Here is a 24,974-nt window from a genome sequence, read left to right on the forward strand (position 1 = left end):
CGGCGTACGTGGCAGCAACGTTTCTCAAACGATCCGGATGCGGCGGGTCACCTGGCCGTTGCTTTCCCAGTATGTGTGCTTTTTGGCGATCAAGGGATCGTCCATTGCCGGTTGAATTTGGCCTGCCGTACTGATCGCGCGCGAGGTCACCGTGTGTTCTCCAGGCGAGGGATTTTCCCAATCCAGTGACCAAATCTTCCAGGCGTATTCGGCCTCCTCGCTGTGATCTATGACTGCCGGCATCCAGGGCCCTTGATCGATTTTCACTTCGACCCGGGCGATCGGCGCACCCCAAGCTGCGCCGACGATCCGGTGACCCGAGTCGTTGCGCGTGACCTTCGCGGGCGCGGATTTCAGCAAGGCCCGGCCGACCGAGGTCTCGGCCCACACGGTCTCGCCGTTGTGCTCTTCCTCTCGGATGGTGACATAGTCGCGACCCATCAGCAGGCTCATGAAGCGGGTGTCGCGAACCTCGATGCTCTTCAGCCACTTGACGTTGGCGATCCCGTACCAGCCCGGAGTTATCAGCCGCAGCGGGAAACCGTTGGGCGCCGGCAGGGTCGCGCCGTTCATTTCGTAGCAGAGCAGATTGTCGGGGTTCATCGCGTCTGCGAGCGACATGCTGCGAGCGAAGTTCTGTTGCATCTTGATATCGCGAATTGTGACCTCGCCTTTGTCGGTACCGAAGAAGACGACCTCGATGCCCTTTTCAAGGACCCCGGCTTCCTGGAGGATCGGGGCAAGCGGCGTGCCTGCCCAGCGGGCATTGCCGATGCCGCCGGTGAAGAAGGGGAAGCCGTGGTTGCCGGAGCATTCCACGGTGAAAACAACCTCCTGCCTCGGCCGCGCCTTGATGTCGGCGAGCGTCATTTTCAAGGGCTTCTTGACCAGGCCCCCGATCTCGAGGGACCACGTCTTCTCGTCAATCGTTGGTCGATTGAAATGCGAGATGCTGAAGAACTTGTCGTTTGGCGTAATCCAGGAGTCCATATCCTCCCAGACAAGCTGGGTCTGAATCCCCACCGGATCGGGATTTTCGGCCGGCTGATCGAGCCAAGGAATGACTTCCTCGCCCGGTCGCGTCGGAAAAGCGTGGGCCAGCGAAGCATAGAGGCCCGCGATTCCGGCGAGAGCCGCACTTCCTTGAACGATGAATTCCCTGCGTTGAAGATCAGGCATGTTTTTCCCTCCCTGATCGCATCCGGAGCGGGCTGCAACGGCCCGAGCCCGGATATGCGCACAATGTCTATCCCACCTGGTATGTTCGGAGCGAGGTCAAGCGATTGACCCGCATTTCACTTCTTGCGCGGATCGTCAGCCGGGTTGATGTAAGTGATCCCTCCCGGTCCGACAAAATGGACTTCGATGATGGCCTCTTGGTCTCCTGTCCAGCCATAGTGGGCGTGATTTGCTGGCTGCGCGAAAAACGCTCCTGGTTTGAGCAAGTCGCCAGTCTTTTCAACCTTTTCGCCAATACCAAAGCCAATGTTACCGCTGATCAGGGTGACGGTCTCGGCATGCGGATGAGTATGGGGCGGAACCTGATAGTTGGGCGGAAACTTGGCGCGCAAAACGACGGTGTCGCCAGCTTTCGACGGATCGCCCACCAAGACAGCAATTTGAGCCCCTTTCGGCAGGCCCTGATCATCCTGCCATACCAGCTTGTCAGGCCTAAGCAGTATCACGTCCGTATGTTGTCCGAACGCCGAACCTCCACATACGGTCAGAACTGCCGCAACGGCAGTACCGAAGGTAAGTGTCGGTCTGCGATTCATAGCTTTCATCGCTTCCTCCATCTAGGCGATGAGTATGATCAATCACTAAATCAACCTATGAGCGATCAAGGAGGTTGTCAAATCAACTTTCTGGAAATTATGCACTTGCCGCTTCCTTTGGAGAGGTCAGGCCAATTCGATCATGCGGCGGCCGTTAGTGAGCGGCCGCAATGGGGCATCAGTGAGCGTTCGGCCGGATCAGATGGACTTCCGCAATTGGGCGCATAGGAGACCTCAGCAAAGGGGCTCAAGTTAGCCCGAAGCAGCCCGCATCCCGGCGATCCGGAAGGATCGGGATCGAAGGCGTTCCACTCCACGTCAGAACTTCTGCGGGAGCGAAGCCAACGGTATTGGATCCTCGCGCACCGGGGACATTCAAATGGATGGCCGTTCCGTGCATAAATAAGGTTGCTGCCTGTGCCACGAAAAAGTCGGCTGTCTGCAAGAGCCGTGGACGAAACATTTTCTACAAAGACAATGGAAAAAGAACGACCTGTCTTTCTCGCCATTTGTTGATCCTCTAGCCTTTCCACAAGTCGACGGAATCGTCTGTCAACGGTGGCTAGGAAGTGCGGCTTGAAAGGAAGAAACATAAAATGGCCTGCTGCTGAAGGGATCCAATCAGCCGGAGGCAGCCCAGCGAGCCTTCCGAAAATAAAACATTCTCAACCCGAAGCAGTCCAATGAGAGAAGCCATATCAGATCAGATCCTCACCGCCGCCGGCGCGCTGTTTTACAGCGAAGGTATTCGGGCCGTTGGGATAGATCGCATTATCGAAGAAGCGAACGTTGCAAAGGCAACGCTGTATCGACACTTCCCGTCCAAAGATCATCTCGTTGCAGCCTATCTTCAGGATCGCCATGATCGTGTAATCGGCTCCTTGCAGGAGGTCTTGGACGCGACGGGCGATCCGAGAGATCAGATCAGAGTTATTTTCGAGCGTCTATATGAAAAGGCCGATAGCCCGGAGTTCCGCGGCTGCGCATTTGCTCTTGCAGTGGCCGAGCACGGCGATTCCGAACGCGTCGTGTCGGTCGCCCGAACACATAAGAAAGCAGTGAGGGACATCTTCCGCGCCGTCATGTCCAAGGCCGAGGTGGGGCTTGATCAGGCTGCTGCTCATCTATCGCTTCTTTATGAAGGAGCGCTTGCAACGGTGGCAGTCGGACGTGATCCAACAGCGGTTCTCGTCGCCCGAGACTGCGCACTCTCCGTATTCGACGCTGCGATCCCCCATGACCGGACATCTTGAGAGCACCATCAAATGACAAAGACCATCGACTACTTCTTCGGCGTCGGCTCGCCCTGGGCCTTCATCGGCCTGGAGCCGTTCGCCGCACTTGCTTCCGAGCAGGATGCCACGATCCGTCCTTACGTCATCCCGCTGATCGAGGATAACGGCGCGATCTACTCTCGCAACCGGCCGGAGGCCCGTCGGGCTTACTGGACGAAGGACCTCAAGCGTTGGGCGGCGGTCCGTGGAAAAGTACTGAACTTTGAAAATCGTGCCGCCCTTTCGGACCCGACGCCGGCAGGCTTCATGATCATCGCGGCCATCGATCGGGGCGACGACTGGCTCAAGCTGACAAAAGCCCTGCAGGAAGCTTTCTGGTCAGGCGGGAAAAATATCGGCGACGCAGAAGTCCGCCGCACGATCGCGGATACCGCCGGCTTTGATGGCGCGGCGTTGGATGAGCGTGCCCAGAGCGACGCCGTGCAGTCGATATGGAAGGCCAATTACGAGACCGCTAAGCACGCCGGTGTCTTTGGGCTCCCGACATTCCGCTACGAAGACGAGCTTTATTGGGGACAGGACAGTCTGCCCTTCCTCGAACGTCATCTGAAGGACGAAAAACTGATCGCCTGAACCTGTCGCAGAATCGAGCTGCGCGCCGCGCGAACGCAGCCTGGTTGCGAATCTCCAGACCGTACTTACGGGGTTTCTCATGCCTCTTTCCCTGCCGGGTTCCCTCGTCTCCACCGAATGGCTGGCGGCGCATTTCGATCATCCTGGCCTCGTCATTCTTGACGGCTCTTTCAAGCTTCCCGGCGTAACACCCATTGCCGCCGACGATTTTGCTGCCCGGCACATTCCCCAAGCGCGCTTTTTCGATATCGACGACATCGCCGATCACGACACGGTCCTGCCGCACATGCTTCCGTCTCCCGGGGCCTTCGAAACCTACGCCTCCGATCTCGGCATCTCGAATGACAGCATTGTCGTGGTCTACGATACGCCCGGCCTGATGTCGGCCGGCCGCGTCTGGTGGACATTGCGGACTTTCGGTCATGATAAAGTCGCCATTCTTGATGGCGGTTTGCGCAAATGGATGGCGGAAGGACGAGCGGTCACTGGTGAGGCCACGCCTGCGCCAAAGGCTACCTTTCACGCCACCTTCCATCCTGACGCTGTGCGTTCAAAGGCGCAGGTTCTCGACAATCTGGGAAGCCGGGCGGAGCAGGTCATCGATGCGCGCTCAGCCGGTCGGTTCACGGCAGAGGAAAAGGAGGCGCGGCCGGGCCTGCGCTCCGGCCATATTCCCGGCAGCCTCAATCTTCCATTTAACGCGCTGACCGATCCGCAATCCGGCGAACTCCTCCAGGTGGCGGACCTCCGCACGGCATTCGAGACTGCCGGCCTCGATTTCTCAAAACCCGTCATCGCGAGCTGCGGCTCGGGCGTGATCGCCGCCGCACTTGCTTTTGGACTGCATCTGACCGGCAAGGACGACGTCGCCATCTATGACGGCGCCTGGACCGAATGGGGCCAGCCGGGCGACACACCTGTCGAGACTGGTGCGGGCAAGCGTGATGACCGCAAATGAGCGCGCTGTCTCCCGCTCTTTGTGAAGCGCTTCGCACCCGTTTCGGCAATCGCTTTTCCAAATCGCAGGCCTTGCCCGAACAGCACGGCCACGGTGAATCCCACCACACGCCCGCAATCCCGGATGCGGTGGTGTTTGCGGAAAGCACCGAGGAAGTGGCCGAGACCGTCCGGCTCTGCGCGGCCGAAGGCGCGCCGGTGATCGCGTTTGGCGCCGGCACCTCGCTCGAAGGCCATCTGACGGCGGTGCGCGGCGGCGTCTCCATCGATCTTTCACGCATGACGCAGATCATCCGCGTCAATGCCGAGGACCTCGATTGTACGGTCGAGGCCGGCGTGACCCGCGAACAACTGAACAGCCGCCTGCGCGACATGGGCCTGTTCTTCCCGATCGATCCCGGCGCCAACGCCTCAATCGGCGGCATGGCTGCGACGCGGGCATCGGGGACCAACGCCGTGCGCTACGGCACCATGCGCGAAAACGTGCTGTCGCTGACCGTCGTGCTGCCCAGCGGCCAGATCATCCACACCGGTGGGCGCGCGCGCAAGTCATCTGCCGGCTACGATCTGGCCCGGCTCTTCGTCGGCTCTGAAGGTACGCTTGGGATCATCACCGAGGTGACGATCAGGCTCTACGGCATCCCCGAGACGATTTCCGCAGCACTCTGCTCGTTCGAAAGCGTCGAGCAGGCGGTCAATGCCGCGATTGCGGTCGTACAGCTCGGCATTCCGGTTGCCCGCATGGAGTTGATGGACCGCGGCCTGATTATGGCCGTCAACACCTATTCCAATCTATCGCTGAAGATCGAGGATACGCTCGCCTTCGAATTCCACGGCTCTCCCGCCGGCGTGCAGGAGCAGGTCGAGATGGTGGCGGCGATTGTCGCGGACAATGGCGGTAAGGATTTCGAATGGGCAAACGCACCAGAAGAGCGCAACCGGCTGTGGAAGGCGCGTCATAATGCCTTTTACGCGGTCGTCTCCCAGCGGCAAAACGCCAAAGGCTGGTCATCCGACGTTTGTGTACCTGTCTCACAGCTCAGCAGCTGCATCCTAAAGACGCGTGGGCTTTTGCGCGACTGCAGTGTCCCCGCCGCCATTCTTGGCCATGTCGGCGATGGCAACTACCACGTCGTCTTCGCCGTCGATCCAGAAAACCGGGCCGAACTCGATGAGGTCGCGGCCATCAACAAAAAGATGGTGCAATATGCGATTTCGGTTGGCGGTACCTCTACCGGCGAACACGGTGTTGGCACTGGCAAGATCGCCTATCTGCGCGAAGAACATGGCGACGCCGTCGACCTCATGGCCGTCATCAAGCATGCCATCGATCCGACAGGCATTATGAACCCGGGCAAAGTCTTGCCCGATTAGCTTCAGTGCCCTGTTGAAACGCCTTGATAGATTGGAGCTTGCAAATGAGTTCGTTTCAGACCCATAGCTCCCACTGGGGCGCCTTTTCGGGCCGCTACGAAGACGGGAAGCTCGAAATCCGTCCCCATCCAGCCGACCCGCATCCGTCGCCCCTTTTGGGCAACTTGCCGGCGATTGCCCATAGCCCCGCGCGCATCAGGCGCCCGGCAGTCAGGCGCGGCTGGCTAGACGGCACCCCCGGCAACGCGCTCAATCGTGGGGCGGATGACTATGTGGAAGTCGGCTGGCCGCAGGCGGTGGACCTCGTTGCGAACGAATTGCGGCGGGTTTACCGAGACTTCGGCCCCAAGGCCGTGTTCGGGGGATCCTACGGCTGGTCGAGTGCCGGACGCTTCCATCATGCGCAAAGCCAGATCCACCGCTTTTTGAATATGCTGGGCGGATACGTGCGATCCGTCAACACCTACAGCTCCGGTGCTGCAATGGTCATCATACCGCATGTATTGGGACCATACGACCATTTCGACCGCAAGAGCGTCACCTGGGAGGCCATCGAACGGAGCAGCGAACTGGTCGTCGCCTTCGGCGGAATGGCGATCAAGAACGCGGACGTGCATGGCGGCGGCATCAGCGCGCATATCGTGCGCCAGTCGCTGAACGGCGCGAGCGCGCGCGGTGCGCGCTTTGTCCTCGTTAGTCCGCTGAAAGATGATTTCCCCGCCGAGCTGAATGCACAGTGGCTGCCGATCGTGCCGGGCACCGATGTCGCGCTGATGCTCGGCCTTGCCCATGCGCTCGTCACCGAGGGATTGCACGACCGCGAATTTCTCGACCGCTATACGGTCGGTTATGAACGATTTGAAGACTACCTGCTTGGCCGGAGCGATGGCGTCGAAAAGAGCCCGGAATGGGCTTCCGGCATCTGCGGCATCAGCGTCGACGCCATCAGGAATCTAGCGCGGACCATGGCTCGCGCCCGGACATTGATTACCGTCAGCCATTCCCTCCAGCGAGCCGACCATGGCGAGCAGCCCGTCTGGATGGGCATCGTGCTCGCTGCAATGCTCGGGCAGATGGGACTGGATGGCGGCGGCTATGCCTATTCACTCGGCGCGCTGGGGAATATCGGCAAGGGCCAGCTTGCCGTTCCACTGCCGACCCTTAGCCAGTTTAAGAATTCTGTGCCGGATTTCATTCCCGTCGCGCGGATCGCCGACATGCTCCTCAATCCGGGCAACGAGTTCCACTATAACGGCCAGGCGATGCGTTATCCCAATATCCGCCTCGTCTATTGGGCGGGAGGCAACCCGTTTCATCACCACCAGGATCTCAACAGACTGCGGGCGGCGTTCAAGAGGCCGGAGACCATCATCGTGCACGAGACGGCCTGGACGTCTTCGGCGCGTCACGCGGATATCGTGCTGCCTGCGACCACCACGCTCGAGCGTGACGATATCGGCGCGGCGGACCGCGATCCGTTGATGATCGCGATGAAGAAGCTGATCGAGCCGGTCGGCGAAGCGCGGGACGATTATGAGATCTTCTCCAAGATAGCACGCCGTCTCGGTAAGTTCGAAGAGTTCACGGAAAACCGGACCAGCAAGGAATGGCTCGCGTTTCTTTTCGAGACGACGCAAAAGGCGCTTGCCGCCGCCGGGCACGAGGCTCCCGATTTCGAGGCGTTCTGGAAACGCGGAGAGATACGCCTGCCGCTAAAGCCCGACGACGGTGGACCAGCGCGCGCCTTTCGAGATGATCCGTCCGGATCTCCGCTGCAGACGCCATCCGGAAAGATCGAGATCTTTTCGCAAACAATCGAAAGCTTCGGCTACGACGACTGCCGAGGGCATCCGCGATGGTATCCTCCTGGGGCGAAGGCAGAGACTGACGAGAGCCGCTACCCGCTGCATCTGGTCTGCAACCAGCCACATTCGCGGCTGCATAGCCAGCTGGACTATGGTGATTTCAGCCGCTCCACCAAGATCAAGGGCCGCGAGCCGGTTCGCATCAACCCAGCCGATGCGGCCGCGCGCGGCATTTCGGATGGCGATATCGTGCGGTTGTTCAACACCCGCGGCAGCTGCCTCGCCGCAGCGGTGATAAGCCAGGACGTGCGTAAGGGGGTCATGCAGCTGGCGACAGGCGCGTGGTTCGAGCCCGATAATCGTTGCGCGGAGAAAGCCATGTGCATTCATGGCAATCCGAACATTCTCACTCGTGATGTCGGCACCTCCCAACTGGCCCAGGGCTCGACCGGACAGCTCACCAGAGTGGAGGTGGAACGTTTTGTCGGCGAGCCGCCTCGTGTGCGGATATTCGAGGCGATGAAATTTATGGACGGCGCTGCCGGGCCAAGCAGGGTCGCTGATCGATCGTGAATCTTGGTGGCACCCGCCCCCCCCGAAACCACCACCTGAGGAAGCCATTGCCTACGAGCGTCACCGAACAAGAATGACCTGAAAATCCTTGGTCCGAAATCGCCGCGGCGTTGAAAACACGCCGCCACGCCGGCCACCGCGAGACGCCCGAAAAAGCTGATCCTTACCAGGGCCAGAAACTGAACAAAAAAATCTATAAATTCTATAGAAAAAGAACAACTAGTCTTTCTCGGTTGATGCGTGTTGCCTAGGCTGTCCCTCATGATTTTTGTCAAAGCTACTCAGAAACGCAGCATATGCTGAGAGGTAAACAACGCCAGCAAACGCATTCCGTGACGCAAATAATGATCAGGGAGTGAGCCTTGGCCGCAGCGCCGCGACAACCATCAGGCCTCTTAACCCAGTCATAGGCACCTCGCTGTCAGGGCGAGCGCTTCGCCGATTAATAAGTCTGGCGGCGGCTGATATCGCGCGCCTGCCGTCGCGATATCAGGATCAAAACACATTTGCGGAACGGTAACAGCCCGCGCCACGACCGTATCAGACTCAACCCGAACCATCAGGATTTCCTCATGATCGAACGTTCTACGTTGCTCTCTCTTTCCCGACGCCGTCTGCTGATAGCAACGTCCGCGGCAGCGACTGCTATTTTGGTGGCAACGGCAGGGTTCACTCCGGCTCTGAGCGCTGACAGCCCGCGCAATGGCGGCGACATCACATTCCTCATTGATTCGCTGGGCGATACCTGGATCCCGAACAATAGCGCAATCTCCAGCTTCCAGGGCCACATCTGGGGTCACGTGGCCGACAAGCTCCTCTACGTCGACGCTGACGGCAAGGTCAGCCCCTGGCTTGCCGAGCGCTGGGAGCAGAACGACGACGCCACCGAGTTCACCTTGCATCTTAAGAGCGGCGTGACCTTTTCCGACGGCACCCCGCTCGATGCGGCGGCCGTCGTCGCCAATCTCGACATCTGGTACGCCGGCCTCAAGAACGAGGGCATCAATCCGATTGGCCTCTTCCCGAAAACCTACGATCATGCCGAAGCGGTTGACGCGACCACAGTAAAGGTCTTCTTCAAGAAGCCGACGCTCGGCTTCATTCCAACGCTCGGCTACCACGGCTCGATCCTGATCTCTCCAAAGACCATCGCGCAGCCCGCAACCCAGCAGGCCGACTTGAGCAAGACTTCCGGCAGCGGCCCGTACGTGGTCGATTCCTGGAAGGAGGGTGACTTCGTCAAGCTGGTCAAGCGCAAGGACTACAATTGGGGTCCTCCTGCAGTTGGCCACACCGGCCCGGCCTTTCTCGACTCTATCACCTATAAGCTAGTGTCCGAGCCGTCGCTCAGGGTCGCCTCGGTTCAGTCCGGCCAAGCAGACGTCGCCTACAACGCCTCCCCCCAGGAGCTGAAGTCCCTCAAGGAGGAGGGCTTCACCATCGCCACCCCGCGCTATCTCGGCTTCGTCAATGGCTGGGCGGTCAACACTAAGCTGGCACCATATGACGACGTTAAGGTCCGCCAAGCGCTGCAGGCCGGGATCAACCGCCAGGAAATCATCGACACCGTTTACACCCCCGACTGGAAACTCGCGACGTCCTTCATCCAGAGCAATGTGCCCGGAGTGACCGACCACAGCGACCTGCTAGCGTATAATCCCGATAGGGCCGAAAAGCTCCTCGACGAGGCGGGCTGGACGAAGGGTGCGGACGGCGTCCGCACGAAGGACGGCAAGCCGCTATCGCTGACGATCCACTCCAACCCTTACCTTGCGACCTCGAAGTCGGTCGACGAGCTCATTGCTCAGCAGCTCGGCAAGATCGGTTGGAAAGTTGTTATACGAGCTTACGACGTCGTGACGTTCGGAGAGAAGGTCAAGTTCGGGGGCGCGGCTGTTCCAACCTATGAGGTGACGCGCAGCTTCATCGATGCTGGCACCGTTGCGAGCATCCTGACAAACGCAAGCAACGGCGAGAACTGGTTCGCCCTCGGGGAAAGCGATAACAAGCTCAACGAACTGCGCGACAAGATCGCCGGCGCTGGCTCTGCCGAAATTCGAAAGCCGCTTCTCGACGAGCTGCAGAAATACGTCCTCGAGCAGGGCTATTTCATCCCGCGCACACAGATCGTCCAGCGCATCTATGTGCAATCGCCGACGCTCAAGGGCGAGACATATAACGGCGTCGCCTACGCCAGCTATTACACGGCCACCAAGAGCGATTGACGCGCAACGTGAGGAGGTAACCGGCATGAGCAATGCCTACCTAACCTACGCCGCAAAGCGGCTCGGCCAGGCTGTCGTCGTTATACTGCTGGCCTATGTCTTCACCTTCGTGGTCGTCAGCATTCTGCCGGGCGACCCGATCACAAGCGTCCTTCGCAACCCCCAGAACGGGTTCACGGAGGAAGAGATTGCCGAAATCATCGCGGCTCAGGGCTTGGACAGGCCAGTCCTGGTGCAACTGTGGACGTCCCTTTGCGGCTTTCTGACTGGCGACCTAGGCATGTCGATGCGGTCCAATCGGCCCGTGGCAACGTTGATTGCCGAGGTGCTTCCCTCAACGTTGATTCTCGCAACGACAGGTCTCGCTGTCGCATTGCTGCTGGCAATGGCGGTTTCGTATGGGGCTCGGTTCGTTCCAAAACGGTTCGGACAGGGCTTGCTGCGGGGCTTCCCATCGTTGTTCCTGTCGGTACCCAATTTCGTGATCGGCCTGGTCCTGATTCACGTCTTCGGCTTCCAGATCGGGCTCTTCCGCGTCATCGAACCCAATAGCTTTTGGGCGACCCTGTTTGCGGCAATCGCGCTCGGAATTCCTGTTTCAGCGCAGATCGCCGAGGTGCTTATTGCAAACCTTGATCACGAGGCAGAGCAGGAATACGCCGCAGTCGCGCGTGGTCGCGGTATCGGGCAAATGCGTCTTTTTGCAAAACACCTGCTCAAGCCGGCCTCGCTGCCGGTCGTCACCGTCATCGCACTCACCATCGGCGAACTGCTCGGCGGCTCGCTGATCACCGAGACCGTCTTCGGACGCACTGGTGTCGGCAGTCTGGTGCAGCGTTCGGTGAGCACTCAGGACCTTCCCGTCCTGCAAGCTGTCGTTTCGTTGGGGGCAGTGGTCTTCGTGCTCGTCAACCTGATCGCTGACCTGGTCTACCCGTTGCTCGACCCGCGTGTGAAGCTCATCGGCGGCTCCAAGTACCGACCGGCTACCGCCGACGACTCCATTGATCTCAGCAAGGCGGTGACTTGATGACCCTCGCCTCCACTTCCTCCCCCTCGACCGTGAAGGCCTCCCAGTGGGTCACGGCCCATCGGGTGCCGCCGACCGTCGCGCTCGCCTTCGCGGTTATCGCGCTGGTGATCGCCTGGTCGCTCTTCCCCGGACTGTTCGCGAGCCATAGCCCCGTCGTCGGGGTGCCGGCCGACAAATTGCTTGGCCCCGGCATCGGGCACTGGTTCGGTACCGATCACCTCGGACGAGACGTCTATACCCGCGTCGTATATGGTACGGCCTCTTCTGTGTCGAGCGCGCTCATCGCCGTTGTGATAGGCGTCGTCGCTGGCGGTCTCATCGGCCTTCTGGCCGGCTTTCTCGGAGGTTGGGTGGACATCGTATTCGCCCGTCTGGTCGACGTACTGCTGGCCATCCCAAAATTCCTGCTTGCGGTCATCGTTGTTACTGCGATCGGTTTCGAGACCATAAACGCCGCAATCGCCACCGGCGTCTCAGCGGTGGCGATCTTCGCCCGGGTCATGCGCTCGGAAGTCATCAAGACGAGGCAGGCGACATTCGTTGAGGCGTCGTTCCTGATGGGCGGCTCGCGCCGATACATTCTTTTGCGCCACGTGCTGCCGAACGCCTCACGTTCGGTACTGCCGCTTGCAGTGTTGCAGTTCGGCGAGTCGATCCTGGTGATCGCCAGTCTTGCCTTCCTTGGCTATGGCGACCCGCCGCCCGCCTCCGACTGGGGTCTGCTGATCTCCATCGGCAAGGACTACCTCAAATGGCCGTGGCTCGTGTACGCGCCGGCCCTTGTCACAATCGCGACCGTCCTCTCTGTGAACAGGATCAGCCGATGGCTCCGCAAGACAGACTGACTGCCAATTTCTTAAGCGTTGAAAACGACGCATCCAAGCCGCAGCGATTAGGTCCGCTGCTTCGAGCCGAGGGACTTTCGGTATCTTACGGGCCACACCAAGTCGTTAGCAACGTCGGCTTCGAGCTAGGGCGCGGCAAGAGCCTCGCGCTCATAGGCGAGTCGGGTTCGGGCAAATCGACCATCGCACGCGCGGTCCTGCGGCTGCTCCCGAGTGAAGGGCGCGCGACCGGGCGCGTTGAATTCGATGGTCAGGACGTGCTCGCGCTTTCCGAGCGTCATTTCCGGCCACTACGGGGACGGGCGATCGGTTTCGTTCCGCAGGATCCCGGCAACTCGCTCAACCCGGTCAGGACGATCGGTGCGCAAGCGATGGAGGCGGCCGCGCTTCTCGACGAGCCTAATGCGGCCATCCGCAAGGCGCTCATTCTGGAAACATTCGCCCAGGTCGGGCTCGACAACCCCCAGCGGGTCTACGAGTCTTACCCCCACCAGTTGTCAGGGGGCATGCTGCAGCGCGTACTGATCGGCCTTGCGGTCCTGCCGCGGCCCGCGCTCCTGGTCGCAGACGAGCCGACCTCCGCGCTCGACGTCACGATCCAGAAGCGGATCCTCGACTTGCTTTCGCGTCTCCAGCACGAGCTCAATATCAGCCTGCTTCTCATTACCCATGACCTTGCGATCGCCGCCGAGCGAGCGAACTCGCTCGTGGTACTCAAAGAGGGCGCCGTCCAGGAAGCCGGCAAAACCGCCTCCGTCTTCTCATCGCCCACTTCGGCATACGCAAAGAAGTTGCACGCCGATGTTCCAGCCCTCAACCCCAATCGCTACGCCACATTGCGCGATCCCGGCTTTCGTCTCCTTGATGCCGCCGGCAAGGCACCGAAGATCGAGGTCAGCGCCGTCACGAAGGCATTCAAAGTCGATGGCAAAGTATTGACAGCCGTCAACGACGTGTCGTTCAGCGTCCCGGCCGGCACGACCCATGCGCTGGTGGGCGAGTCCGGCTCGGGCAAGACGACGACGATCCGACTGCTCGTCGGACTCGAGGTGCCCGACACCGGCGACATTTCGGTCGCCGGCGAGCAGCTCACCGGTCGCTCGCATGGATCGCTGCGCATGGCTTGGCGCCATCTCCAGCTTGTCTATCAGAACCCGTTTACCTCGCTCGACCCGACCTGGAAGGTCGAGCAACTGGTGCGCGAGCCGCTCGACCGGTTCAAGATCGGAACGCCCAAGGAGCGGGTCGAACAGGTCAGAGAGGCGCTAGCCAATGTGGGGCTGGGCGAGCAGCTCCTTTCCCGTAAGCCGGCAGCCCTTTCAGGCGGCCAGCGCCAGCGCGTGGCGATCGCACGCTCCTTGGTGCTGCGGCCGGATGTGATCGTACTCGACGAGCCGACCTCCGCGCTCGATGTCAGCGTCCAGGCCGATATCGTGGAGGTATTGCTATCGCTGCAGGCCAAGCTTGGCCTGACCTATGTGTTCGTGTCCCATGATCTGGCTCTCGTTCGCCAACTTGCGCACACCGTCTCTGTGATGCAGCGGGGTCGCATCGTCGAATGCGGAACAGTCAGTGACATCTTCGACAACCCGCAACACCCCTATACCGCGTCGTTGCTGGAATCGATCCCGTCCGGCATTGCCGGTGTTGCCCGCGTGCCACGCCTGCAACCCCGGCGGATCATCAGCAGGGAAAAGATCGCATGACCATCGCTGCGCCTGTCAGTACCCTGCCTGCGTCCTTCCGCCCAAAGCGGCGGCTCGGCTTTAATACCAGGGTGTCGTTCAACGACGAAGCCGGACCGGCGCGGGGCCTGCGCGAGGGGATCGAGTTGTTCAAGGAAGCTGAACGGCTGGGCTACCAATCAGGCTGGGCCTATCAGCGACACTTCGACCACTACCTGTCCTCTCCGCTTCCGTTCTTCGCCGCCGCCGGTCAGCACACCAAGCGTATCAAGCTGGGATCGGCGGTCATCCCAATGCGCTACCAGGACCCTATCCTGCTCGCCGAGGCGGCCGGCACGACCGACTTGCTCATCGATGGCCGGCTCGAACTTGCCATATCGACCGGTGCCAACGCGGCGTTCGACGCAGTCTTCGGTGCTGTCGACACCGACGCCCGGACGGAGGCCAAGCGCCGCCAGGCGCGCTTCCTCGCAGCGATTGGCGGCGAAGTCCTCCACACTGTCGCCGGAGCGGGCCAAGGTGTCCCGGAGGGCACCGAGCTGCGCGTGACACCGCACAGCCCGACCCTGCGTTCCAGGATTCGCCAGGGCTCGGCTAGCTTGGGCAGCGCGGTGCAGGCGGCCGAGCTTGGGATCGGACTCATCTGCGGAACCGTGCAACACGACCAGGCCGAGGGCGAGACCTTCGGGCAGTATCAGGCTCGCATTATCGAGGCGTTTCGTGCCACCTGGCGCAAGACGTGGGCAACCGAACCACCGCCGGTCGCCGTCGCCGCCTCCATCCTGGTTGGGACCACCGCTGAGCTCCGAGAGAAGTATGCGGCCTATGACCTTGAGCGTCGCACCAAGGGAATTGCCGCGTCGCGTCCCAAAGGTGCCCTCGAGCCCGCCCGCCAACCCCCCCGGGTTCAGATTTCGCCTGTCTTTCAAGGCACGCCCGATCGAGTGATTGAGGCAGTGTTCAATGATCCGGGCCTCGCAGCCGCGGACGAGGTGGTGCTCTTCCTGCCTCCTGCCTTCGGCCTGGCCGAAAACGTCCGCTTGCTGACCGATCTGGCCGAGACAGTCGCTCCAGCACTTGGCTGGTCGCCTGCCTCGTAACCGTTCACAAGCCATACGATTGCATACTAGGTCTGGAAGACGTCCATTAAGATGCAGGCTTGTCGCCGCAACAATGATTACTCTGCGCCGTCCTCGGATGAAAGCGCATGTTGTGCCCAGCGGTCAGCCAATTTTCTTATTTCGTCGGGAGCCGGGGCCTGCTTGAGCGGCATGGCGGTGACCGTGAGTCCTATTTCAAAAGCCGCAATAGAGAATATTTTCTACAGAATCGATAGAAAAAGAAAGACCTGTCTTCCTCATGGCGTTGTCGCACCTTACCGTCAGTGCATTGGTCGGCAACCTGAAGGAGCTCACATGGCCGCGGAATTTATTAGTGTAAGCTTTCCTAACGCGTCGAACGACCTGAACCCCATACCTGACGCGCCTGTGGATCCACGTTTCCTGGAGCGCTATGCGCGCGCGCTCGACGACTATGGCTTCAACTATACGCTGATCCCCTACTCCTCCTCGTCTTTCGATCCCTTCACGCTCGGCGCTACGGTCCTCGCACACACGAAGAATATCAAGATCATCGTGGCCTTGCGCCCTAACACCATCTATCCAACGGTCGCAGCCAAATCACTTGCAACACTCGACCAGTTGAGCGGTGGGCGTGTAGTCGTTCACTTCATCGCAGGCGGCAGCGACGAAGAACAGGCTCGTGAAGGCGACTTCCTCAACAAAGAGCAGCGCTACGAGCGTCAGGAAGAATACATCCGGATCCTACGTCAAGCCTGGACGTCCACAGAACCTTTCGACTTCGGTGGGAAATACTACCAATTTAAGCAATTCCGCAGCTCGGTGCGCCCAACCAATGGACTGATCCCGATTTCGCTCGGCGGTTCGTCGGATGCCGCTTATCGGATCGGTGGTTCACTGTGCGACATTTTCGGGCTCTGGGGGGAGCCGCTTGCAGAAACAAAACAGCAGATCGAACGGATCTACGCGGAAGCGGCAAGGGCGGGTCGGACGGATCGCCCGCGCATCTGGGTCACCTTCCGGCCGATCGTGGCGGAAACCGACGAGTTGGCGTGGCAAAAGGCGCACAGAGTTCTAGACCAGTTGAACGAAAACCGTCAGAAAGGCTTGGCACGTGCGCCACTCAATGCTGCGCCCCCGGCCAATGTCGGTTCACAGCGGCTTCTGGACATTGCGGCACGCGGTGATGTGCATGACCGCGCCTTATGGTATCCGACGGTAACAGCAACCAATGCCAGCGGCGCCACCACCGCGCTTGTGGGCTCGCCGCGCACCATTGCAGATTCCATCCTCGATTACATCGATCTTGGCGCCGATCTGATCTCGATCCGCGGCTATGACAACTACAATGATGCGGTCGATTATGGCCGTTACATCCTGCCGCTTGTGCGTGAAGGCATTCGCGAACGGGAAGATGCGATGAAAAGGACTGCCGCGTGATGCGTGCCGCCTGGCCTGAACGCCAGACCGCACGTCCCTTTTTGTCAACGCAGCCGGATCTGCTCGTTCTTTGCCGAGGGATGTCGCTCCCTCACCAGCCAGAAAGCTTCGACCCGCATGTCCCATGATACAATCGTCCCAGATGAAACCGTGCGCGTTCTCGCAGAAGCCGCACCGGATGCGGATCGAACCGGTCAATTTCCCTGGACGGGTATCCGTGCTGTTCATCAGAGTGGCCTCCTTGAGAGCACTGTTGCTACTCGCTATGGCGGCGAAGGCGCTACGCTCGGTGATGCGGCCCACATTCTGGCGGCGCTGGGGCGGGGTGATCCCTCGGTAGCGCTGATCAGCGCCATGACGATCTTCAATCATCTCGGCCAGGCCGCAAAGAACCATTGGCCGGACGATCTATACAGGCGCCTACTGGCAGAGGGGAAGCAGCGACCGCTGCTGCTCAACGCCGCGCGCGTCGAGCCGGAACTGGGGTCTCCGGCGCGCGGCGGTTTACCCGCGACTCTCGCTCGCCGCACTGGAAACGGCTGGTCTATTACGGGTCGCAAGCGCTTCGTGACGGGCGCCCACGGCCTTACCCATTTCCTTGTCTGGGCGCATACGGACGAAACGCCTGCGCGCGTCGGAACGTTCGTCGTACCAAACGGACTGCCCGGCATCCAGGTGATTGAGAACTGGAACAGCCTGGGCATGCGCGCCACAGGTTCGCATGACGTCGAATTTATCGACGTCGAGATCCCGAGGGAAGACGTTCTGGAACTCGTCGACCCATCGGTGGCGCAGCAGGACAATCGCGCCCATGCGGCGATCACGTTGGCGCTGACTGCGATCTATCTCGGCGCGGCCGAAGCCGCGCAAGCGGCCTTCATTCGGTTCGCGCATGAGCGCGTGCCGGCCAATCTGGGCCGTCCCATTGCCCAAACAGAGCGGTTTGTGGCACTTTCAGGTGAGATCGACCTACTCGTCTCCGGTGCCCGGCAGATCATTTTCGGGGCGCTCGAAGCCAACCATGGTGACGCGGAAAGGCTGATAAGGGCCCGGATCATCGCGGGTCGGCAACTGCGCGACGCGGTGCAGATCGCAGTACGCGGCATCGGCAATCCGGGCCTCAACGCCGACCTGGGACTTGAACGGCATTTCAGGGATGTTCAGTCCGTACTCGTCCATGCGCCGCAGGAAGATACATCGATTTCGATATTGGGCCGTGCCGCGTTTGATCGATGGAATCGGGAGGAAACCACGCGCTCGAGCTATCCGACAGGGCTCACCGTCCTGAGAACAGCCTAACGAAACAGGAGGCCCGCCCGATGACATCCCTTAGATATCAGGCCCTTCTGGAACGTTTCCACATGGGGGCTCCCGCCCTTCCCCGTGGTCTGCAACCTGCGTTGCATGATCGAGACGAACTCGCAAAAGGAATTTAGATGAGCAACGATCTGATCGTCGGCTTTTCGGGCAATATCTCCCGCCCGTCGAGCACCAGGCGTTTCGTGGAGAGCGTAACAGGTTCGCTGGCGAAGCAGGCAGGCCTGCAGCATGCTGTCTTCGACGTGGAAGACCTCGGCACGTCACTGGCGGCCGCAAGATCGGTCGCGGACCTCGATCCTGCAGCAAGAAAGGTGATCCAAACAATCGTCGAGGCCGAAGCGCTCGTCATCGGGTCGCCAACCTACAAAGGGAGCTACACGGGCCTGTTCAAGCACGTCTTCGATCTACTTGATCCCGCAGACTTGCGCGGTAAACCCGTCATCCTGACGGCGACCGGCGGGGGCGATCGACACTCCCTCGTTGTCGAGCATCAACTTCGCCCACTGTTCGCTTTTTTCGAGGCTTTTGTTTTGCCGACAGCAATCTACGCCTCGAGCCGCGATTTCACCGATGGCAAGCCGTCAACGGCTATTCTCGGTCGCGTAAACCAGGCGCTGGTAGAGGCTTCCGTCCTTGTGAAGTCCCGCTCGACAGCCGACGCAATTGCCGCGGAATAAGTACTCAAAGGCTGATCGCCGCCGAGCATGTTCGGTGCCTCTTCCGGCTGGGTTGATACGTATTCCAAAACAGCAACGAGCTCCACACCCACAGGCTTTTCGCCGGGCTTATCATGGTGACCCTGTTTCGGCCCTCTGCTGGAGAACGTTATGGTCCGTCAATCGGAGCACCGGACCGCGGTAGAATGGGGAATGACCTGCTGACGCGGCAATATCGGCAGAACGGGAATGACAGCACATAAGAAATACGTGGTCGGGATTACCGATCACATGATCGGCGCGCCTGATCTTGAAGCGACGGTGCTCGGCGACGATGTCGAGATCGACTTCTTCGCCAGCACTGACGAAGCATCTTTCGATCCAGATCGGCTAGCAAGACTCGATGCCCTGATGGTCTGGGGCGCGCGGCTTGGACCGTGCAGTATCGCGCATCTGACGCGTTGTCGTGGCGTCGTGCGGTATGGCGTCGGTTACGAGAGATCGATATTTCGGCACTCGCGAGTGCCGGCATCCCGTTTGCCAACAATCCCGATTACGGCACGGAGGAAGTCGCCGACCATGCTCTTGCGATGATCCTGTCCTTGCACCGGCGACCCTGGGAGCATGACGCCCGCGCCCGCGGATACACGTCTGGATGGCAGGTCCATAGCTTGAAGCCGCGTTCCCGCTCGAACCGGACCACGGTGGGTGTCGTCGGCGTTGGGCGGATCGGCACGGCGGTCTACTAGATGCCCGCCTTGATGGGGATCGAACCGCGGAGAAGCAAGCCAGGCGATCGATCCAAAACCTTGCATTTGTCGCCACTTGCCAGAGTAATTTTGCAGTAGAACTCGTACCTTCACGGCAAAGTCAATATCGACCATTCAACCACATCCGCTTCAGTACGCCACCTCATCGAAATAGCGAAGTGGCATTTCCCATATGACATATTTGAGTTGCTTCTGCTCGTGGAGCTTCTCTTTGAGGAAGGTTTCCATCGGGGCGAACGGCCCTTTACCTTCCTCAGCGAAATTGATGACGTCGACGCTGGCCTCCGCCTTTAACTGGGCTTCGAAGCTCCATTTGGCATTGGCGCTGTAGCTGGAGCCCACCATCGCCACCTCCGGCGCCTCATTCTCGTCAGATAGCAGGTCGTCGAGGCTGGCATCCGCGCTCATGGCGGCAAGCGACGTGAGAGGATCGCCGGGCATGGGAACGAAAGGCTCAAAGATCGAGAACTTGGCAAACTTGTAGAGGTCACCCATATGCACAATCTCTTCTTCTGGCTTCAAAGTAAATTCCTTGTGCTTCAGCTCTGGATGATGTGCTAGCACCTGAGCGACGGAACCGGCGGCCACACCAGCGCCCTGCACAGTCCAGTGAGTGTCGGACTTCAGGAAGACCGGCTTTTGTTCACGAGCCTGTAGGAACGCCTCCCGCAGATCGGGAACCGGTGCACCCATAGTGATCAGCCGGAGCCGTACGTTTTCATAATAGTGCTCACGTGACGACGGCATGGCAACATCGCCGAGCTTATCGCGATAAATGTCAGCCTTTTCCGGGATCAAAAGTAGAATAGGCTCAATACCGGCCTCCATTAGCGTGGAAAGCGTCTCCTCGACGAAATTCAGATGCTTCTCAAGCATGCTCAAGGACTTGCGATTCCAGCTGAATTCCTCATCACTGAAGAACCAGCCGTCGCTCCCCTTGATCAGCCCTTTGCGCGCTTCGCCAAATATCTTGAAGCTTATGAGGTTCAACAGGCCGGTGGAGACGTCCCGAATCGGGAATACGTCTTTGTATATCCTCTCGACCGCCAATGCCTCACGCCCCTGGATGACGTCTGCGAGGGAACGCTTCGACTGCCGATGATCCGCCATCTCCTTGCTGTTCCAGAAGTGGTCGAGAACGGCAACGCCGCAGGCAAACAGGATGAAAATCGACAGAGCTGGTAGATAAGCCAGTTTCGCTTTCAGCCTGAGCCCGTCTTTTTTTGACGTCAGAGCATCTATTTCGCCGGAAGCGACGACCTGAGTGATCTCGTCCATACCTGGCACTCTCCTTAGAACTGAAAATAGAGGAAAGGTGTATCGCTATCGGCCACGAGCTTGACGATCGCAGCCAAGCCGAGAACGGTCGCGGTAGCCCCCAGCACGGGGTTGACATGCGGATAATCGATCCCTCCGACGTACACCAGTTCCTTGGTCGTTTTCAGTCCGAAGAACCGGCGCAATTGCGGCTCGCCAAGCGCCGTGAGAACGCCGACAACCATCAGCAGAAATCCAAAGTTGGGAAACTCCCAGGCATAGTCGCTGCGCAATCCAAATCCATTCAGCCCGACCATGCCGGCGAGCATGCTCATCGCTTCGGTCATATTGGCCGCCCGGAAGAAAACCCAGCCGATCACTACTAGCAGCATGGTGAAGAGCCAGGAGGAAATGCGAAAGGGCGAATTGGCCGAGACGTTGAAATAGCGCTCCAGCGCGAGCCAGAAGCCGTGCCAAGCCCCCCAAACAAGGAAGGTCGTGTTTGCTCCGTGCCACAGTCCTCCAAGAACCATGGTGGCCGCCAGGTTGAAATAGGTACGCCCAACGCCTTTCCGGTTGCCGCCCAGCGAAATGTAGAGGTAGTCGCGTAGCCAGCTCGAGAGAGAAATATGCCAGCGGCGCCAGAAATCCGTAATGTTGACGGACCTGTAGGGCGCGTCGAAGTTCTCGATAAAATGGAAGCCTACCATCATGCCGAGTCCGATCGCCATGGACGAATAGCCGGAGAAATCGAAATAGAGCTGGAGCGTGTATGCTATCGCGCCCAGCCAGCTCTCCGCCATGGTCGGATTTGGGATCGAAAAGGCCGCGTCGGCGACCGGCGCGATCGAGTCGGCGATGAGCACCTTTTTCGCAAGTCCCGTCAGGAAGCGCATCGCACCGTAGTTGAACTTCGTCCAGTTGTGCTCACGGCCATAGAATTGCTCGGCAAGATCGGAAAAGCGCAGCACCGGACCGGCGATCTGATGCGGAAAGAAGGCGATGAACGCCGCATAATCAACGAAGGTCCGCGACGGTTCGAGATCGCGCCGATAGACGTCGACGACGTAGCTGATGTTGTGGAAGATATAAAAGGAGATGCCGATCGGCAGGATGACGTGCGGCAAGGACCAGCTGTAGGGCTCGCCCTGATTGAACAGATAGGCGCTGCTATCGGCGAAGAAGTTGAAATATTTGAAATAGAAGAGCAGAGCGAGATCGCCGACGACGGTCGCGACGAGGAACAGTTTTCGCCTTTGCGGCGTTCGTGCCCCGTGGACCGCCAGCGCCGCGCAATAGTTGAACGCTGTTGTGGCCAGCATCAGCAGAGAAAGATCCACCCGCCACCAGGCATAGAAGCAGTAGGAGCCGATCAGGATGAAATAGGACCTGTATCGGGCCGGGCAGGCGTAATAGAGCGCGAGGAACAGCGGCAGATAGACGAAAATGAAGATGACCGACGAAAAGACCATGTCCGAAACTCCTAGTCCTGGCGCGAACTCGGGCGGCAACCCGCGCGGCTCGATGCGTCCGGCGCACCCTCCCGCGACGACGAGTAAACCGCGCATCCGGGCAAAGCTGCGACCTCATGGTCGGAAGCAAGATCAGTGGCCAAGTTGATGTCCTCATTCGTGATTGCAGACCGGCGGCGAACCATGCCGCTCGGGGCGTCGGGTCGAAACAGACCGGCAAAGAAAAGGGCGGAATTCACTGCAACAGTTTCAGGGTGTCGTCGACTTCGTAGATCGAGCAAAGGATGTGATAGAAACTGCTGGCAGGCGCAGGTTCGTTAACAAACTGCCCGCTCACGGGGAGCTTGTCGTACCAGAGCCCGGGAATGTCTGTGGCGAGGAACTTGCGTAACGCCGCCCCGGCCTTCACTGCCTGGCGCAGATAATAGGTCCGCTGCTCGCCACGGCTGATCTGGGCCAGCAGGGCGGAGGCCTTCAGCCATTCGGTCTGCGGCCAGAGCCTTGCGACAGGGTCAGAAATCGAAAAATCGTCATACAGCCCCATGAAGGCCACCTGCCGCTCGTCGCAGACACCATGTTCGACGCCGATTTCGAAGAGCCGCTCGGCGACCGCAATTGCCTTCGGGACGTTGCGCGCAATCCCCCAGCGTGCCAGGAGCCATGCCCATTCGAATTGATGACCGGGCTCGACGATCCGTCCCTTGTCACCGGGAAACGGTGTCCAGTCGCGGTCGAAGAACTCCCTGAGCGCACCGGTCTCCTGATCGATGAACCGCGTCATCGCAAGATTGGCGATCTCATCAGCCAACGCAGCCCAGGGTAGAGGATCAGCAGCCATCGTCTCCCAAGCGAGGCAGGCCTCGAAGAGATGCATGTGCGGATTGGAGCACAACGGCAGCTTGACCGGGCGGCCTTCGTCGAACCCCGCCTCCGGATGGGCATATTCCGCCTTCAGCGTGGCGAGCAGGGCGCGCGCCTTTTGCTCCATCGCGTCCTTCTGTTCGGGGACAGACAGGGCCAACTGGGAAAAAGCGAAGAGGGCGAAGGCCTGATTATAGAGGTCGAAGCTCTCGTCGATCATCTCCCCCGAAGGCGACGCGACACTGCCGAAGAACGCATCGTCCCTGCGATAGACGCGCTCAAACCACGAAAATCCGTGCTGGATCAGTTCGCGCCAATCGACAAGTACGTTGCGCGCGCCGGCCGCGGCAAAGCAATAGATCTGTCGCGGATGCACCCGAGCCCTCCGATTGTCCTCCAAGCAAGGCGTGCCATCCAATCCGACCCGTTCGAAGAAACCTCCAGCCTGCCGGTCGTAGCCGACCTCGAACCAGAGCGGCAGCGCGTTGCCGTACAGCCAGTCGCGCAAGAGAGAGACCTCGTCCGAAAAGGCGGCCAAGGCGCGTGAATACTCAGCGTCCAACATTCGCCAATACTCCCGTTACGTCTTGGATTTGAGATATGTCAGGGCGAAGAGGTCGCCTTGCCCAGCTGCCATGTTGAGATATTGCAGCGCCATCTGCTTGGATTGCGGATTGCCACCGTTCTCGTAGAGATCGACGCCGAGTTCGTATTGCGACTTGACGTCGCCCGCGTCGGCTGCCCGCTGCAGCCACGTGCGGCTCTCTTCGCGATTAGCAGCCTTGAACCCACCGATGCGGTAAAGCGAGCTTAGCGATCGGGCGGCCTCGACATTACCTTTCTGCGCCGCCTTGACGACACCGTCGAACAGGATATCCGCGGCCTTCTGCCCGGCTTCCGCACGCATCAGCTGCGAGATCATCAGGTCCAAGGCCTCAGGCTTGCCCTTGGAATAGGCCTTGACGAGGAGGCTGTTGATCTCGCTCGGCTCGCCGCGCGTGCTGATGTAGATGGCAGCCAGTTCATAGGACGCATTGGGATCGTTATTGCGCGCCGCTGCCTTCAGCGGTTCGAGGATCTTCGCCCGGTCCGCATTGGTCTTGGCACTGCGATAGGCCTCCAGCAATTGTTCTCGCGACAGGACGTTGACGCCTGCGGTCGTAGCAACGCTGATCAGGTAGGAGCCATCACGCCCGCCCAAGTTGGTGCGATAGATGCGCGCAGCCAGCTGGCCAGCGCCCTGCTTGTCGAGCTTACGCGCCAGTTCGAGCCAGGCGTGACCGAGCTTCGGGTTGGGGCCACCCTCGAGGCCGAGATAGTAAACCCGCGCCTGGCGCAGGGCACGATCGGCCTTCGACGTCTTGTCCGCCCGATAATAGTAATCGGAGGCAAGCGCGACATTGCCGGACTTCTCAGCCCGTTCGGCCAGTTCGCGGAATGCCTTGGTAGCACCCGCGGCCGCAGCTTCGTCGAGCCAGGCGTCCGCGGTGCGGAATTCCCCGCCCCCGATCTCGCCGCTGTCAAGCAATTGCGCCAGGAGCAGCCGCGTGTTTGCGTCGGACTTGTCTGCTGTCAGCGGCAGATAGACCGAACGGGCGATCATGGGGACGTTTGCCGGACGATAGACCCCGTCGAGATGTCCCTTGACGAGGCGGCGGCCGGAGCTGGCATCGCCGGCAAGTGCAGCGCGCTCGAAAGCGGCATGGGCCTCCTGGCTCTTGCCGCGACCGCGCACCAGATTGGCATAGGCGCGGTTGTAGCGGACTACGTCTTCCTGTGCCTTCGCATGCTGCGCGGCAAAGGCCAGCAACTGTTCCGGATCACGGCGCGACTTGAAGCCCGCCTTCTCGTAACCGATCTGGGCCTTGGCGTCGTCATAAGCAAACTTAGGCGAAGTCGTGCACGCGGCCGCTGAGATCGCCATGGTTGCCACCACCAGCGCCTTACTCAAACTCATCATCTTATTCATTGTCAGTCCA

At 60.0% G+C, this 24,974-nt stretch carries 20 protein-coding genes; 14 read left to right on the forward strand and 6 right to left on the reverse strand.

What is annotated here, in order from left to right; all coding sequences use genetic code 11:
* Positions 1–24: 24 nt before the first annotated feature.
* Both QA644_RS31640 and QA644_RS31645 read right to left on the reverse strand, forming a co-directional pair.
* Positions 25–1,179, reverse strand: a complete 1,155-nt coding sequence (locus tag QA644_RS31640; protein ID WP_074072696.1) for a sulfite oxidase — start codon at positions 1,177–1,179, stop codon at positions 25–27.
* Positions 1,180–1,295: 116 nt separating this feature from the next.
* Positions 1,296–1,784 (reverse strand): cupin domain-containing protein, encoded by a 489-nt coding sequence (locus QA644_RS31645; RefSeq protein WP_283073014.1) that lies wholly within the window; start codon positions 1,782–1,784, stop codon positions 1,296–1,298.
* A 674-nt stretch (positions 1,785–2,458) separates the two neighbouring features.
* On the opposite strand from QA644_RS31645, the gene QA644_RS31650 reads away from it, so the two are divergent.
* The 14 genes from QA644_RS31650 (at position 2,459) to QA644_RS35270 (ending at position 19,384) form a co-directional block, all read left to right on the forward strand.
* On the forward strand, positions 2,459–3,028 hold the full coding sequence (locus QA644_RS31650) for a TetR/AcrR family transcriptional regulator (RefSeq protein ID WP_194730515.1): 570 nt from the start codon (positions 2,459–2,461) through the stop codon (positions 3,026–3,028).
* Between the two features lie 12 nt (positions 3,029–3,040).
* Positions 3,041–3,643, forward strand: coding sequence for a DsbA family protein (locus QA644_RS31655; protein WP_283073015.1), 603 nt, complete (start codon positions 3,041–3,043; stop codon positions 3,641–3,643).
* Positions 3,644–3,722: 79 nt separating this feature from the next.
* Entirely contained in the window at positions 3,723–4,601 is an 879-nt protein-coding gene (sseA, locus tag QA644_RS31660; RefSeq protein WP_283073016.1) for a 3-mercaptopyruvate sulfurtransferase, read from the forward strand.
* Entirely contained in the window at positions 4,598–5,974 is a 1,377-nt protein-coding gene (locus QA644_RS31665) for an FAD-linked oxidase C-terminal domain-containing protein (RefSeq protein WP_283073017.1), read from the forward strand. Before sseA ends, QA644_RS31665 begins: the two co-directional genes overlap by 4 nt.
* Positions 5,975–6,018: 44 nt before the next feature.
* Positions 6,019–8,352 (forward strand): molybdopterin guanine dinucleotide-containing S/N-oxide reductase, encoded by a 2,334-nt coding sequence (locus tag QA644_RS31670; protein ID WP_283073018.1) that lies wholly within the window; start codon positions 6,019–6,021, stop codon positions 8,350–8,352.
* 572 nt (positions 8,353–8,924) lie between these two features.
* Positions 8,925–10,577 carry an ABC transporter substrate-binding protein gene (locus tag QA644_RS31675; protein WP_283073019.1) on the forward strand — a complete coding sequence of 551 codons (1,653 nt, stop codon included), beginning with the start codon at positions 8,925–8,927 and terminating at the stop codon, positions 10,575–10,577.
* 25 nt (positions 10,578–10,602) lie between these two features.
* A complete protein-coding gene (locus QA644_RS31680) occupies positions 10,603–11,607 on the forward strand; it encodes an ABC transporter permease (RefSeq protein WP_283073020.1) in 1,005 nt (334 codons plus the stop codon).
* The gene (locus QA644_RS31685; protein WP_283073021.1) at positions 11,607–12,455 is read left to right on the forward strand and encodes an ABC transporter permease; all 849 of its coding nucleotides are present in this window, start codon (positions 11,607–11,609) and stop codon (positions 12,453–12,455) included. Before QA644_RS31680 ends, QA644_RS31685 begins: the two co-directional genes overlap by 1 nt.
* Positions 12,434–14,161, forward strand: coding sequence for an ABC transporter ATP-binding protein (locus tag QA644_RS31690; RefSeq protein ID WP_283073022.1), 1,728 nt, complete (start codon positions 12,434–12,436; stop codon positions 14,159–14,161). Before QA644_RS31685 ends, QA644_RS31690 begins: the two co-directional genes overlap by 22 nt.
* Positions 14,158–15,240: an LLM class flavin-dependent oxidoreductase gene (locus tag QA644_RS31695; protein ID WP_283073023.1), complete on the forward strand. Its 1,083-nt coding sequence runs from the start codon at positions 14,158–14,160 to the stop codon at positions 15,238–15,240. The genes QA644_RS31690 and QA644_RS31695 overlap by 4 nt, the downstream gene beginning before the upstream one ends.
* A 315-nt stretch (positions 15,241–15,555) precedes the next feature.
* Positions 15,556–16,659 (forward strand): LLM class flavin-dependent oxidoreductase, encoded by a 1,104-nt coding sequence (locus tag QA644_RS31700; protein WP_283073024.1) that lies wholly within the window; start codon positions 15,556–15,558, stop codon positions 16,657–16,659.
* A gap of 117 nt (positions 16,660–16,776) precedes the next feature.
* Complete coding sequence (locus QA644_RS31705) at positions 16,777–17,958, forward strand: acyl-CoA dehydrogenase family protein (RefSeq protein ID WP_283073025.1); 1,182 nt, start codon at positions 16,777–16,779, stop codon at positions 17,956–17,958.
* Positions 17,959–18,095: 137 nt separating this feature from the next.
* Positions 18,096–18,656 carry an FMN reductase gene (gene msuE / locus QA644_RS31710; RefSeq protein ID WP_283073026.1) on the forward strand — a complete coding sequence of 187 codons (561 nt, stop codon included), beginning with the start codon at positions 18,096–18,098 and terminating at the stop codon, positions 18,654–18,656.
* A 416-nt stretch (positions 18,657–19,072) separates the two neighbouring features.
* Positions 19,073–19,384 (forward strand): hypothetical protein, encoded by a 312-nt coding sequence (locus QA644_RS35270; protein WP_349254128.1) that lies wholly within the window; start codon positions 19,073–19,075, stop codon positions 19,382–19,384.
* Positions 19,385–19,534: 150 nt separating this feature from the next.
* On the opposite strand, the gene QA644_RS31720 is transcribed toward QA644_RS35270, so the two are convergent.
* From QA644_RS31720 to QA644_RS31735, 4 genes are all read right to left on the reverse strand, one after another.
* A complete protein-coding gene (locus QA644_RS31720) occupies positions 19,535–20,683 on the reverse strand; it encodes a hypothetical protein (RefSeq protein WP_283073027.1) in 1,149 nt (382 codons plus the stop codon).
* A 14-nt stretch (positions 20,684–20,697) separates the two neighbouring features.
* On the reverse strand, positions 20,698–22,134 hold the full coding sequence (locus QA644_RS31725) for an MBOAT family protein (RefSeq protein ID WP_283073028.1): 1,437 nt from the start codon (positions 22,132–22,134) through the stop codon (positions 20,698–20,700).
* A 235-nt stretch (positions 22,135–22,369) separates the two neighbouring features.
* The gene (locus tag QA644_RS31730; RefSeq protein ID WP_239602864.1) at positions 22,370–23,560 is read right to left on the reverse strand and encodes an AGE family epimerase/isomerase; all 1,191 of its coding nucleotides are present in this window, start codon (positions 23,558–23,560) and stop codon (positions 22,370–22,372) included.
* Positions 23,561–23,575: 15 nt separating this feature from the next.
* The gene (locus QA644_RS31735; RefSeq protein WP_283073029.1) at positions 23,576–24,952 is read right to left on the reverse strand and encodes a hypothetical protein; all 1,377 of its coding nucleotides are present in this window, start codon (positions 24,950–24,952) and stop codon (positions 23,576–23,578) included.
* Positions 24,953–24,974: the final 22 nt, after the last annotated feature.

Source organism: Rhizobium sp. CC1099 (genome assembly GCF_029714385.1).
GTDB lineage: Bacteria > Pseudomonadota > Alphaproteobacteria > Rhizobiales > Rhizobiaceae > Rhizobium.

Bases quoted from the DNA above. Each gene is read 5' to 3' on its own strand.
- QA644_RS31640 (WP_074072696.1), bottom strand. From the start codon at position 1,179: ATGCCTGATCTTCAACGCAGGGAATTCATCGTTCAAGGAAGTGCGGCT.
- QA644_RS31645 (WP_283073014.1), bottom strand. From the start codon at position 1,784: ATGAAAGCTATGAATCGCAGACCGACACTTACCTTCGGTACTGCCGTT.
- QA644_RS31650 (WP_194730515.1), top strand. From the start codon at position 2,459: ATGAGAGAAGCCATATCAGATCAGATCCTCACCGCCGCCGGCGCGCTG.
- QA644_RS31655 (WP_283073015.1), top strand. From the start codon at position 3,041: ATGACAAAGACCATCGACTACTTCTTCGGCGTCGGCTCGCCCTGGGCC.
- sseA (WP_283073016.1), top strand. From the start codon at position 3,723: ATGCCTCTTTCCCTGCCGGGTTCCCTCGTCTCCACCGAATGGCTGGCG.
- QA644_RS31665 (WP_283073017.1), top strand. From the start codon at position 4,598: ATGAGCGCGCTGTCTCCCGCTCTTTGTGAAGCGCTTCGCACCCGTTTC.
- QA644_RS31670 (WP_283073018.1), top strand. From the start codon at position 6,019: ATGAGTTCGTTTCAGACCCATAGCTCCCACTGGGGCGCCTTTTCGGGC.
- QA644_RS31675 (WP_283073019.1), top strand. From the start codon at position 8,925: ATGATCGAACGTTCTACGTTGCTCTCTCTTTCCCGACGCCGTCTGCTG.
- QA644_RS31680 (WP_283073020.1), top strand. From the start codon at position 10,603: ATGAGCAATGCCTACCTAACCTACGCCGCAAAGCGGCTCGGCCAGGCT.
- QA644_RS31685 (WP_283073021.1), top strand. From the start codon at position 11,607: ATGACCCTCGCCTCCACTTCCTCCCCCTCGACCGTGAAGGCCTCCCAG.
- QA644_RS31690 (WP_283073022.1), top strand. From the start codon at position 12,434: ATGGCTCCGCAAGACAGACTGACTGCCAATTTCTTAAGCGTTGAAAAC.
- QA644_RS31695 (WP_283073023.1), top strand. From the start codon at position 14,158: ATGACCATCGCTGCGCCTGTCAGTACCCTGCCTGCGTCCTTCCGCCCA.
- QA644_RS31700 (WP_283073024.1), top strand. From the start codon at position 15,556: ATGGCCGCGGAATTTATTAGTGTAAGCTTTCCTAACGCGTCGAACGAC.
- QA644_RS31705 (WP_283073025.1), top strand. From the start codon at position 16,777: ATGTCCCATGATACAATCGTCCCAGATGAAACCGTGCGCGTTCTCGCA.
- msuE (WP_283073026.1), top strand. From the start codon at position 18,096: ATGAGCAACGATCTGATCGTCGGCTTTTCGGGCAATATCTCCCGCCCG.
- QA644_RS31720 (WP_283073027.1), bottom strand. From the start codon at position 20,683: ATGGACGAGATCACTCAGGTCGTCGCTTCCGGCGAAATAGATGCTCTG.
- QA644_RS31725 (WP_283073028.1), bottom strand. From the start codon at position 22,134: ATGGTCTTTTCGTCGGTCATCTTCATTTTCGTCTATCTGCCGCTGTTC.
- QA644_RS31730 (WP_239602864.1), bottom strand. From the start codon at position 23,560: ATGTTGGACGCTGAGTATTCACGCGCCTTGGCCGCCTTTTCGGACGAG.
- QA644_RS31735 (WP_283073029.1), bottom strand. From the start codon at position 24,952: ATGAGTTTGAGTAAGGCGCTGGTGGTGGCAACCATGGCGATCTCAGCG.